The organism is Salinicola sp. (assembly GCF_982684285.1).
The window spans coordinates 1-12105 of record NZ_CEXLVS010000121.1; the positions used below are offsets into that span (position 1 = coordinate 1).

The following is a 12105-nucleotide window of genomic DNA, read 5'->3' on the forward strand; positions in this document are numbered from 1 at the left end:
GGTGAGCTCCTTGATCGACAGCTTAACGCGATTGCGGTTGTCGATGTCGAGCACCTTGACCGTCACTTCCTGGCCTTCGCTAAGGTACTCCTTCACGTCGTTGACGCGCTCCGGCACGATCTGGGAGATGTGCACCAGACCGTCGGTACCCGGCATGAAGTTGACGAAGGCGCCGAAGTCGGCCAGGCGCACCACCTTGCCGCGATAGAGCTTGCCGATCTCGGCTTCGGCGGTGATGCCGAGCACGGTGTCGATGGCGCGCTTGGCCGCGGAGCGATCCTCGGCGTAGATGCGAACGGTGCCGTCATCGTCGATGTCGATCGACGCGCCGGTCTCTTCGCAGATGCCGCGAATCGTGGCACCACCCTTGCCGATGACGTCGCGGATCTTGTCCGGCGAGATCTTGATCGTCTGCATCGCCGGCGCATGATCGGAAACCTCGTTGCGGCTCTCGGCGATCACGGCGTTCATCTTGTCGAGGATCTCGATACGAGCCTGGTGCGCCTGCTGCAGCGCCGTCTCCATGATCTCCTCGTTGATGCCCTCGATCTTGATGTCCATCTGCAGTGCGGTCACGCCGTTGGCGGAACCGGCCACCTTGAAGTCCATGTCGCCGAGGTGATCCTCGTCGCCCAGGATATCGGTCAGCACGGCGAAGCCGTCGTCGTCCTTGACCAGGCCCATGGCGATACCCGCCACCGGCGCCTTGATCGGGACCCCGGCATCCATCAGCGCCAGCGAGGAGCCACAGACCGACGCCATCGAGCTGGAGCCGTTGGACTCGGTGATCTCGGACACCACGCGGATGGTGTAGGGGAACTCGTCTTCGCCCGGCAGCATCGCCTGGATACCACGGCGCGCCAGGCGGCCATGACCGATCTCGCGACGCTTGGGGCCGCCCATGAAACCGGCTTCGCCGACGCTGTACGGCGGGAAGTTGTAGTGCAGCAGGAAGCGATCCTTGCGCTCGCCCTCCAGCGATTCGATCAACTGGGCGTCGCGCAGCGTGCCCAGGGTGGCGATGACCACGGCCTGGGTTTCGCCACGGGTGAACAGCGCCGAACCGTGGGTGCGCGGCAGTACGCCGACCTTGATGTCCAGCGGACGCACGGTCTTGTGGTCGCGGCCGTCGATACGCGGCTCGCCGGCGATGACACGACGCCGCACGGTGTGCTTCTCGAGACTGGCCAGGGCGCCACCGACTTCATCGGCGCTGAACTGCGGGGCGTCGCCGCCGGCCAGCTGCTCGATCGCCTTGGCGCGAATCTCGGCCAGCGCATCCTGGCGCGCCATCTTGTCGGTGATGCGATAGGCTTCACCCACGGCGGACTCGAAGCTGCCGGCGACGGCTTCCTTGAGCGCCACGTTGGCGGCGGCCGGCTGCCAGTCCCACTTCGGCTTGCCGGCTTCGTCGACCAGCGACTTGATCGCGTCGATCGCGACCTGCATCTCCTGGTGGGCGTAGAGCACGCCGCCCAGCATTTCGTCCTCGGTCAGCTCCTGGGCTTCGGACTCGACCATCAGCACGGCCTTGTCGGTACCCGCCACCACCATGTTGAGCTCGGAGGTGGCCAGCTCTTCCACCGTGGGGTTGAGGAAGTAGCCGCGCGATTCGGTGAAGCCGACACGCGCCGCCCCGATGGGGCCGCTGAATGGCAGGCCGGAGATCGCCAGCGCGGCGGACGTACCGATCATCGCGGCGATATCGGGATCCTGGTTGCGATCGGCGGAGAGCACGGTGCAGATGACCTGCACTTCGTTCATGAAACCTTTCGGGAACAGCGGACGGATCGGACGATCGATCAGACGCGAGGTCAGCGTCTCCTTCTCGGTCGGACGGCCTTCGCGCTTGAAGAAGCCACCCGGGATCTTGCCCACGGAGTAGGTCTTCTCCTGGTAGTGCACGGAGAGCGGGAAGAAGTCCTGGCCGGGCTTGAGGTCCTTGCGTCCGACCACGGTACACAGCACCACGGTGTCGTCCATGGTGACCAGCACAGCGCCGGTGGCTTGGCGCGCAACGCGCCCGGTTTCTAGGGTGACGGTACTCGAACCGTACTGGAACGTGGTCTGAACCGGATTCACGGGCTTTCCTTTACTTGTCGAATTCATATGGGGTCTTTTGACTCGGCGCTCATTCTAGGCGTTCGAGCGGGATAGAGCTACCGGTGGCCGACCATGGTCCCATGCTCCCCGGCACGGGGAGAGGCTGTCCGAAACGCCAAGACCCCCGCTCGGAAGCGGGGGTCTTGGGATTGTCACTACCGGGTCGCCGACCGGCGACCCGGCCAGCGGCGAGTTACGCCTCGCGCTTGCCGTCGACCAGGCGTCGCAGCTTCAGCGGATTGGCGTGCTTGACCGCTGCCGGCAGCAGCGCATCCGGCAGATCCTGATAGCAGACCGGACGCAGGAAGCGGAAGATCGCCGCCGTGCCCACGGAGGTGGTGCGCGAATCCGACGTCGCCGGGAACGGCCCGCCGTGAACCATGGCATCGCACACTTCCACCCCGGTCGGCCAGCCGTTGACCATCACCCGACCCGCCTTGCGCTCGAGGATCGGCAGCAGCGCGCGGGCGGCCTCCAGGTCGGCGGCGTCCATCTGCAGGGTCGCGGTGAGCTGCCCTTCCAGATGTTCGGCGACCCGCTCGAGTTCGGCGGCATCGGCACACTCGACCACCAGCGACGTGGCGCCGAAGACTTCGCCCTGAAGTGCCTCGTCGGAGAGAAAATCCTGCGCCGAGGTCACGAACAGGCCGGTCTGACACTGGTTGGGGCCTTCGCCCTTCTGGCCGCGCGCCACTTCCCTCGCCTTGCCGCTACCCGCCAGGGCGCCGACGCCATTCTCGTAGGCCTCGAAGATGCCCGGCGTGAGCATGGTCTGGGCGGCACTGCCCTGGACCGCTGCGCTGGCCGCCGCGACGAAGGCATCCAGCTCCGGCCCCTTGAGCGCGATCACCAGCCCAGGGTTGGTGCAGAACTGGCCGGCGCCCATGTTGAGCGAGCCGACGAACGCCTTGCCCATCTCCTCGCCGCGCGCCTTCAGCGCCGCCGGCAGCGGGAACACCGGGTTGATCGAGCTCATCTCGGCATAGAACGGGATCGGCTCGGGGCGCGACTGGGCCGCCTGCCACAGCGCCAGGCCGCCGCTGCGCGAGCCGGTGAAGCCCGCCGCCTTGACCCGCGGATCGGTGACCAGCGCGGTGCCGACTTCACGGCCGGAGCCGTACATCAGCGAGAACACGCCTTCCGGCAGGTCGCACTTCTTGACCGCGGCCTGAATGGCACGGCCAACCAGCTCGCTGGTGCCGGGGTGGGCGCCATGGGCCTTGACGATCACCGGGCAGCCAGCGGCCAGGGCGGAAGCGGTATCGCCGCCGGCCACGGAGAACGCCAGCGGGAAGTTGCTGGCACCGAAGACGACGACCGGACCCAGCGCGATGTGACGCTGACGCAGGTCGACCCGCGGCATCGGCTGACGCTCCGGCAGAGCCGGGTCGACGCGCACGTCGAGCCACTCGCCGGCCCGCACGGTCTTGGCGAACAGGCGAAGCTGGCCGCAGGTGCGCCCGCGCTCGCCCTGGATGCGTGCCTGGGGCAGGCCGGATTCGGCCACGGCGCGCTCGATCAGATCGTCACCGATCGCTTCGATCTCGTCGGCGATCGTCTCCAGAAACTTGGCGCGATCCTCGAGCGAGGTCTCGCGGTAGCCGTCGAAGGCGCTCCAGGCCAGTTCGCAGGCACGATCGACTTCGGTCTGAGTGCCACCGGGATAGCTCGGTTCGAGGCGCTCGTTGGTGGCCGGATTGATCGCCTGGATCGGATCGCGGCTGCCCTTGACGGCCTGCTGGCCGATCAGCATTTCACCTGTCAGTTTCATCTTGCCTCCTGCAGTGATGGTGGATACTCATTCATCTTGCGACCGGGGCCGGCATCAACCCGCCCTGGTCGCCACGGCGTCCCGCTCGGCAAACCTGTGTCTGTCGCCTGAATTGCCGACTCGCGCCGTGTCATTCATCGGAGTGGACAACCGTCACGAGGACGCGTTCGATTCGGTGCGGCGATTGCCACGATAGTTCTGCCAGAGCGTCAGTGCCAGCAACCCCACCGCGATCACCAGGAACGTCAGGCTGATCGGCCGGGTGAAGAATGGGGTCCAGTCCCCCTGGAAAGCCTGCAGCCCGCGCCGCAGGTTGGACTCCGCGAACGGCCCGAGAATCAGCCCCAGGATGACCGGTGCGGTGCCGAAATCATCGCGGTTGAGGAAATAGCCCAGCACCCCGAAACCCAGCATCAGATAGAGATTGAACACATCGCCATCGACGCCGTAAACGCCGATGAAGCAGAACACCAGGATCGCCGACAGCAGCTGCTTGCGCGGCACCATCAGCACCCGAATGAACAGCTTGATGCCCAGGCACATGATCAGCAGCATGAAGACGTTGGCGACCAGATAGGCCAGGAAGATGCCGTAGACCGTGCCGCTCTGGTCATCGAACAGCAGCGGGCCAGGCGTGATGCCCTGAATCATCAAACCGCCCAGCAGCACGGCCGTTGCCGCCTCGCCGGGAATGCCCAGCGCCAGCGTCGGTATCAGTGCGCCGCCCAGCAGCGCATTGTTGGCGCTCTCCACCGACACGATCCCCGGGGCGTGCCCGGTACCGAACTTTTCGGGAGATTTCGAGAAACGCCTCGTCTGATCATAGGCGACCAGGGAAGCGATGCTGCCACCGGCGCCGGGTATCGGCCCGACGATGGACCCGGACAGGATACCGGCCACGACCGCTTTCCAGTGGCGCAGCGTTTCCAGAAAGCGGGGACGCGCGATATCGATGCGGTGCGTGCTCTCCTCGAGGCGCTGGTGCGGATCGTACTCGAAGGCATCCTTGAGCACCTGGGAGACGGCAAACAGCCCGATTAGTGCCGGCAGCAGGTTGATCCCGGTCAGCAGCGACAGCTGGTCGAACGTGAAACGTCCCACCCCGGTGATGGGGTCGGTGCCGATGGTCGAGGCGAAAAAGCCGATCAGCCCGGCGATCAGCCCCTTCAACAGCGACTTGCCGGCAACCGAGGCGATGATCACCAGCCCGAAGATGCTCAGTGAGAAATACTCCGCCGCGCCGAAACGCAGCGCGAACTCCGCGATCGGCGGCGCCAGCAGGCTGAGGATCACCATGCTGGCGACACCGCCGAAGAACGAGGCAACGATCGCCAGCCCCAGCGCGCGACCGGCCTCGCCTTTCTGGGCCATCGGAAAGCCGTCGAACGTGGTCGCCACCGACGAGGGCGTGCCGGGGATGTTGAGGAGGATGGCCGGGATCGACCCGCTGGCACCGGCTCCGCACAGCGCGCCCAGCAGCATGCCGATGCCCATCACCGGCGGCATGCCGAAGGTCACCGGCAGCAGCAGCGCGATGGCCATCGCCGAGGTCAGCCCGGGCAGCGCGCCCATGATGATACCGAGCAGGGTGCCACCGGCGATCGCCAGCAGCGTGCCGACCTGCAGCACCATGCCCAACCCATCGAGATATCCGGAAATCATGTCTTGCTCCTAAATCACCTGCCGACGCTGCCACTCACTCCGGCAGCGGAATCTCGAAGAGATCGGTGAAGACGTAATAGATCGCCACCGCGAGCACGATCGCGAAGATCACCGCACCCACCAGCGATTTCACCCGCTGCGAGGCGTTCAGTTCGCGCCAGGCACCGCTGGCGAACAGCAGCCCGATGACACAGCAGAAGGCGAACACCGCCGTGCTGGGTATGTACCCCAGCGGCTCGAACAGCAGGATGTAGACGACGGTGAGGCCCACGATCCACAGCCACTGCATGACCCCTCGCCGGTTGGCGGGCCGCGACCCGCCGGACGGCGCGGCGGCTCGCCACTCGCGCACGTCCTTGACCAGACAGGGAATGGCGAACAGAAAGATCATCGCCGAGATCAGTTTGGGAAAGAACGCCGGCGAGAGATCGCCGACGATCTCGATGTCGGGCAACGCCATCGCACCGGCGAAAGCCGCCGCCGACGCGATCAGCAGCAGAAGATCGAAAATCGGCTTACCGATATCACGTTCCATGGATTCAGACTCCAGCGCCTCGGCCAGGAAGAGGGACGGTCGCCGTGCGACCCTGTCGACTGGCCGGACAGCGCGGGCGAGTGCGCCGCGCTGCCCGGCCCGCACGCTACTTCGCCAGATCGCCGGCCGCTTCGCGCATCACCTCTGCGGACTGGTCGATGAACGCATCGAGCTCATCGCCGTAGAGCGGAGAGACCTGCGTGCCGAGGTTCCCGGCGGTCTCTTCATAGGAGCCGTCGGCGACGATCTGCTTGATCGCCTCGACCCACCGCTTCTCGACGTCGGCAGGCAGCCCCTTGGGCGCCGCGATGCCGCGCCATACCGTCAGCGTCAGGTCGTAGCCCTGCTCCTGGAAGGTGGGCACGTCCGGCAGCGAATCGCTACGTTCGGCGTAACTCATCGCCAGCGCCTTCAGGCGGCCGGATTGCAGCGCCGAGCGCAGTTCGGCGCCGCCCAGCACGACGGCATCGACATGGCCGCCCATGGCGGCGGAGATCGCCTCGGAGCCGCCGGGATAGGGAATGATGTTGAACTCGGCACCGGTCCGGTTGGCCATGGCCACGGCGGCGATGTGCGCGGAGGAACCGACGCCGGAGACCCCCACCTTGATGGTGGTGCCGGAGGTGGCCGCGTTCACCAGATCCTCGAGATTGGCGTACTGGCTGTCACCGCCGACCGCGATCACGTAGGGCTCCTCGATCACCTTGGCGATGAAGTCGAAATCGGTGTGCTTGAAGGGAACGTTGCCCATCGCCTCCAGCGTCAGCATGGCGTTGCTGGCGGCCAGCAGGGTGTAGCCGTCGGCCTTCGAGGCCACCGCACGCGACATCCCCACGGCACCGCCGCCGCCGGGAATGTTGCGGATGACCAGATCCTCGCCGAGCTGCTTCTCCAGCAGCGGCTGCAGCGCGCGCACGAAGGTGTCGTTACCGCCACCCGCGGAGAACGGCACGATCATGTCGATGCTCTTGGTGGGGTAGTCGTCGGCAAGCGCCGGCCCGCCGACCACCATCGCGGCGGCCAAGGTCAGCGTGCTCAGTAGCTTTTTCATTATCGGCTCCTTCGGTTCTTCTCTGGATGTCTTGTCTTTCGCGCGTGCTGAATGTCTTGTCTTTCGTCTTACTCGTCTTGCGCGCGTGAAGTGAGGCCCAGCCCGGCCGCCTCAGCGAACCAGCGCCGGCCGCTTGGGATCGAACTGCCAGCCCTCGATCAGGTACTGCATCGCCATGGCATCGTTGCGGCCACCGGCCGGCAGGCCGCGGTAGAGCGCATTGGCCTGCTCGACCTGGGCCATGTCGATCTCGACGCCGAGTCCCGGAGCGTCAGTGACCGCGACCCTGCCATCGACGATCCCCGGCGGATTGCGGGTCAGCCGGGCGTCGCCCTCCTGCCAGATCCAGTGCGTGTCCAGCGCCGTGGTACGACCGACGGCCGCCGCCCCGACCTGGGCGAACATCGCCAGCGAGATATCGAAGTGATTGTTGGAGTGCGAGCCCCAGGTCATGCCGTGGTCCTGGCACAGCTGGGAGACGCGCACCGCGCCGGACAGCGTCCAGAAGTGCGGATCGGCCAGCGGAATGTCCACCGAGCGCAGCATCAGCGCATGGGCCATCTCGCGCCAGTTGGTGGCGACCATGTTGGTCGCCACCGGCAGCCCGGTGGCATGGCGGAATTCGGCCAGGATCTCGCGCCCCGAGAAACCCTGTTCCGCCCCGCAGGGATCCTCGGCATAGGCGATGACCCCATGCAGGTTCCGGCACAGCCGGATCGCCTCGTCTAGCGACCAGGCGCCGTTGGGATCGATGGTCGTGCGCGCCTCGGGGAAGGCGTCGTGCAACGCGGTGACGGCCTCGATCTCCTGCTCCCCCGGCAGCGCGCCGCCCTTGAGCTTGAAATCCCGGAAGCCGTAGCGGTCCTGCGCGGCGCGAGCGAGCTCGACGATGCGCTCTGGCGTCATCGACGCCATGTCGCGCTGGCGATACCACTCGTGGCTGAGATCGCCGTTGCCCCCGCCCTCGGTACGCTCGCGATAACCGAGCGGCGTCTTCTGGCCGTCGCCGACGAAGAACAGATAACCCAGCACCTCGACGCTGTCGCGCTGCCTGCCGTCACCCAGCAGCTCGGCCACCGGTACGTCGAGGAACTTGCCAAGCAGGTCGAGCAGCGCCGCCTCCAGCGCCGCCACCGCATTGATGCGCAGTTCGAAGGTCCAGGAGCCCTTGCCGAAATCCTCGAAATCGGCACCGCGACCGGCGGAGTGCAGCGATGCCACCATCGATCGCAGCTTGCCGATGGGCTGCCCCACGACCAGCGGTCGCGCCTGCTCCAGGGATTGCTGGATGGTATCGCCGCCCGGCGCCTCGCCGACACCGACATGCCCGGCACTGTCCTCGAGGATGACCAGGTTGCGGGTGAACCAGGGAGAGTGGGCGCCACCGATATTGAGCAGCATGCTGTCGCGGCCGGCGACCGGTATCACCTTCATGTTCGTGATGGTTGGCGTGCCGTGGCTCGGCATAGGAAGTCTCCGTCGAGGCGATGAACGCGGGGGGACCGGGCTGGCGTCGCCGGCCTGCCCGTCGCCGGGCCGGCCCGGAGGCCGCTCCCGGCTTGATGAAGGATCCGCAGAGCGCGTCGCTCAGAGCGTGCGCGCTTTCTCGATCAACTGCTTGAGCGTGGCCCGCTCCTGCTCGCTGGGCATGGTCAGCGGTGCACGCACGTTCCCGCCCGGGTAGCCGACCAGGTCGGCGCCCGCCTTGATCAGGCTGACGGCATAGCCTTTCTGGGTATCGCGCAGGGTGACGAAGGGAATGAAGAACTCGCTTGTCGCCTGGCGCACGAAATCGCGGTTGCCCTGGCGCAGCTCCCGATAGAACTTCACCGCCATCTCCGGCACGAAGTTGAACACCGCCGACGAATAGGTGCTGACGCCGATGGCGAGATAGGCTTCGGCGATGATCTCGGCCGTTGGCACGCCACCGACATAGGCGAGGCGATCGCCCAGCGTCTTGATGATGATGTTGAGCGCCTGCATGTCGCCCTTGCCATCCTTCAGGCCGACCAGGTTCGGGCAGCGGTCGGCCAGCGCCTGGACGCCATCGACATTGAGGTAGCCGTTGGCGCGGTTGTAGTAGATCACGCTGAGGTCGGTCGACTCACAGACGCTGGCGGCGTACTCGACGATGCCGGACTGCGGGCACTCGGTGAGGTATGGCGGCATCAGCAGGATGCCGTCGGCACCCGCTTCCCGGGCGGCTTCGCAGTGGGCCTTGGCGAGTTCGGCGCTCTGCCCGGCGCTGGCGATGATCGGCACGTGCCCGCCGATGGTCTCCACCGCGATGGTGACGATCTCTCGATACTCCTCGATCGTCATGTTGAAGAATTCACCGGTACCGCCAGCCACGAAAAGGGCGGAGACCTCGTACTCCTTCAGCCACAGCAGACGACGGCGGTAGCTGTCGGCGTCGAACTTGCCATCGGCATCGAAATCGGTCACCGGGAAGGACAGCAGGCCATCCTTGATGGAGGCAACAACCGCTTGTTTGGAAAAATTCACCTTGACTCCCCTCATCGTGGGTTAACGTAAATCGGTCACTGAGTCGCCCAGCCGCAGTGCCTCGATCGAAGGAGCACGAGCTGCGAAATTGGAATACCGATGTTGTCATACATCATACTATGATGCCGTTAGACCTTAGATGAACGTCACCACGTCGCCTTCATTTCGCGAACGGCAGCTGCGTCGTCGACAGCACTTCCCGCAGGCCCATGAACGAGCGGATCTGACGCACGCCAGGCAGGTAGATGAGCTGCTCGGCATGCAGTCGGTTGAAGCTCTGGTTGTCACGTGTGCGAATCAGCAGGAAATAGTCGAACTCGCCGGTCACCACGTGGCACTCCATACAGCCCGAGATGTGCTGCGCGGCCGCTTCGAAATCGGCAAACGACTGGGGTGTCGAGCGATCCAGCACGACGCCGATCAACACCACCATGCCGACGTTGAGCTTGTCGGCATCGAGCAGTGCCACCGTCCCCTTGATGATCCCCTGCTGCTTGAGCCTCTCGACCCGCCGCAGACAGGCGGGCGGGCTGAGGTTGACGCGCTCCGCCAGCGCGACGTTGGAGATCGAGGCGTCGCGCTGCAGCTGATCGAGGATCTGGCGATCGATCCGGTCCAGTGACGCGCCCGCGTCGCTGCTGATCTGGGGCATGGCCTGGCTCACCCTTCTGTTAATTTAATTTCACGCATCCTCTTTTATTCGAAATATAAACCGCATTTTTTGCGGTATCGACGATTTTTCAGCCAATCAACCGCCCCAGTTTGCAACACGTCGCACGCCATTTCGCTCTAGGATAGATCGAGTCATTGCCATCACGACGCCACAACTCCATCACGACTCCAGAACAACAGCCGGAGCTCCCATGAAACTCGACAAGTTCACTCGCTATCCGCTGACATTCGGCCCCTCTCCCATCACCCCGCTCAAGCGCCTGAGCGAGCATCTCGGCGGCGAGGTGGAGCTCTACGCCAAGCGCGAGGACTGCAACAGTGGACTCGCCTTCGGCGGCAACAAGACCCGCAAGCTGGAGTACCTGATCCCGGAAGTGCTGGAGGGCGGCTACGACACCCTGGTCTCGATCGGCGGCATCCAATCCAACCAGACGCGCCAGGTCGCCGCCGTGGCCGCCCACCTGGGACTCGACTGCGTTCTGGTCCAGGAGAACTGGGTCAACTATCACGATGCCAGTTACGACAAGGTCGGCAACATCGAACTGTCGCGGATCATGGGCGCCGACGTGCGCCTCGATCCGGCCGGCTTCGATATCGGCATCCGCGAGAGCTGGGAACGCGCCCTGGAGAGCGTTCGGGCCAAGGGTGGCAAGCCGTTCCCGATTCCCGCCGGCTGTTCGGAGCATCCCTACGGCGGTCTCGGCTTCGTCGGCTTCGCCGAGGAAGTGCGCCAGCAGGAGCGCGAACTGGGCTTCACCTTCGACTACATCGTGGTCTGCTCGGTCACCGGCAGCACCCAGGCCGGCATGGTCGTCGGTTTCGCCGCCGACGGGCGTGCCCGCCAGGTGATCGGTATCGATGCCTCCGCCAAGCCGGAGCAGACCCATGCCCAGATTCTGCGCATCGCCCAGCACACCGCCGACCTGGTGGAGCTCGGCCAGCCGATCGCCGCCGACGACGTGGTGCTCGATACGCGGTTCGGCTATCCGGAATACGGCCTGCCCAACGACGGCACGCTGGAAGCGATCCGGCTCTGCGGGCGGCTCGAGGGCGTGCTGACCGATCCGGTCTACGAAGGCAAGTCGATGCACGGCATGATCGAGAAGGTTCGTCTGGGTGAGTTTCCGGCGGGCTCGAAAGTGCTCTACGCCCATCTGGGCGGCGCGCCGGCGCTCAGCGCCTACAGCGAATGGTTCTCTCGCGGCTGAACACGATCTGCGGAAACGGTGGCTCCGGCGGCACGATCCGTCGCCGGGTCCCGGCGTGGCGTCGGCGGTGATTCCGCGCCCCATTGCGCTATGCTGGAGCCACCTCCAACAACAAGCTCTCCCCTCATGACACCGCTTTCCGATTCGAATCGCGCCGCGCCGGCGCTCGCCCTGACCGAGATCGTGACCTGGGATGCCACCACGCTGTCGCGGCAGCTTCACGATCGCGCCGTCTCCTGCCGGGAGGTGATGAGCGCCTACCTCGACCATATTGACGCTGCCAATCCGCTGGTCAACGCCATCGTCTCGCGGCGCGAGCGGGCAGCACTGCTCGCCGAGGCCGACGCCGCCGACAGGGAACTCTCGGCCGGTCGCTCGCGGGGCTGGATGCACGGCTTCCCGCAGGCGATCAAGGACCTCTCCGATGCCAGGGGACTGCCGACCACCCAGGGCTCGCCGCTGCTCGTCGGGCCGATTGCCGTGGAGGACAGCCTGATGGCAGCGCGCATGCGCGCCGCCGGCGCCCTCTTCATCGGCAAGACCAATACCCCGGAATTCGGCCTCGGCTCCCAGTCCTCCAACCCGGTCTTCGGCGCCA

General features: G+C 65.6%; 10 protein-coding genes. 2 read left to right on the top strand and 8 right to left on the bottom strand.

Annotated features, from left to right (window positions below):
* The 8 genes from pnp to AC3AYF_RS11910 all read right to left on the bottom strand — a co-directional run.
* Positions 1–2082, bottom strand: a 2082-nt coding sequence (pnp, locus tag AC3AYF_RS11875; protein WP_487779773.1) for a polyribonucleotide nucleotidyltransferase, incomplete at its 3' end; no start/stop codon positions are given.
* 214 nt (positions 2083–2296) lie between these two features.
* Positions 2297–3874, bottom strand: a complete 1578-nt coding sequence (locus AC3AYF_RS11880; protein WP_295040676.1) for an aldehyde dehydrogenase (NADP(+)) — start codon at positions 3872–3874, stop codon at positions 2297–2299.
* Positions 3875–4027: 153 nt separating this feature from the next.
* The gene (locus tag AC3AYF_RS11885; RefSeq protein ID WP_487779774.1) at positions 4028–5536 is read right to left on the bottom strand and encodes a tripartite tricarboxylate transporter permease; all 1509 of its coding nucleotides are present in this window, start codon (positions 5534–5536) and stop codon (positions 4028–4030) included.
* Between the two features lie 34 nt (positions 5537–5570).
* The gene (locus AC3AYF_RS11890) at positions 5571–6071 is read right to left on the bottom strand and encodes a tripartite tricarboxylate transporter TctB family protein (protein ID WP_295040672.1); all 501 of its coding nucleotides are present in this window, start codon (positions 6069–6071) and stop codon (positions 5571–5573) included.
* Between the two features lie 106 nt (positions 6072–6177).
* Entirely contained in the window at positions 6178–7122 is a 945-nt protein-coding gene (locus AC3AYF_RS11895; protein ID WP_487779775.1) for a Bug family tripartite tricarboxylate transporter substrate binding protein, read from the bottom strand.
* Between the two features lie 111 nt (positions 7123–7233).
* Complete coding sequence (locus AC3AYF_RS11900) at positions 7234–8589, bottom strand: enolase C-terminal domain-like protein (RefSeq protein ID WP_295041120.1); 1356 nt, start codon at positions 8587–8589, stop codon at positions 7234–7236.
* A 120-nt stretch (positions 8590–8709) separates the two neighbouring features.
* A complete protein-coding gene (gene kdgD / locus AC3AYF_RS11905) occupies positions 8710–9627 on the bottom strand; it encodes a 5-dehydro-4-deoxyglucarate dehydratase (protein WP_295041119.1) in 918 nt (305 codons plus the stop codon).
* Between the two features lie 160 nt (positions 9628–9787).
* Positions 9788–10279: an Lrp/AsnC family transcriptional regulator gene (locus AC3AYF_RS11910; protein WP_149437019.1), complete on the bottom strand. Its 492-nt coding sequence runs from the start codon at positions 10277–10279 to the stop codon at positions 9788–9790.
* A 211-nt stretch (positions 10280–10490) separates the two neighbouring features.
* Between AC3AYF_RS11910 and AC3AYF_RS11915 the strand changes: the two genes are divergently transcribed.
* Entirely contained in the window at positions 10491–11507 is a 1017-nt protein-coding gene (locus tag AC3AYF_RS11915) for a 1-aminocyclopropane-1-carboxylate deaminase (protein WP_295041118.1), read from the top strand.
* Positions 11508–11633: 126 nt separating this feature from the next.
* Positions 11634–12105, top strand: a 472-nt coding sequence (locus AC3AYF_RS11920; RefSeq protein WP_295041117.1) for an amidase family protein, incomplete at its 3' end; no start/stop codon positions are given.

What these genes read in the sequence shown, in the direction of transcription:
- AC3AYF_RS11880 (WP_295040676.1), bottom strand. Translation starts at nt 3,874, where the DNA reads ATGAAACTGACAGGTGAAATGCTGATCGGCCAGCAGGCCGTCAAGGGC.
- AC3AYF_RS11885 (WP_487779774.1), bottom strand. Translation starts at nt 5,536, where the DNA reads ATGATTTCCGGATATCTCGATGGGTTGGGCATGGTGCTGCAGGTCGGC.
- AC3AYF_RS11890 (WP_295040672.1), bottom strand. Translation starts at nt 6,071, where the DNA reads ATGGAACGTGATATCGGTAAGCCGATTTTCGATCTTCTGCTGCTGATC.
- AC3AYF_RS11895 (WP_487779775.1), bottom strand. Translation starts at nt 7,122, where the DNA reads ATGAAAAAGCTACTGAGCACGCTGACCTTGGCCGCCGCGATGGTGGTC.
- AC3AYF_RS11900 (WP_295041120.1), bottom strand. Translation starts at nt 8,589, where the DNA reads ATGCCGAGCCACGGCACGCCAACCATCACGAACATGAAGGTGATACCG.
- AC3AYF_RS11910 (WP_149437019.1), bottom strand. Translation starts at nt 10,279, where the DNA reads ATGCCCCAGATCAGCAGCGACGCGGGCGCGTCACTGGACCGGATCGAT.
- AC3AYF_RS11915 (WP_295041118.1), top strand. Translation starts at nt 10,491, where the DNA reads ATGAAACTCGACAAGTTCACTCGCTATCCGCTGACATTCGGCCCCTCT.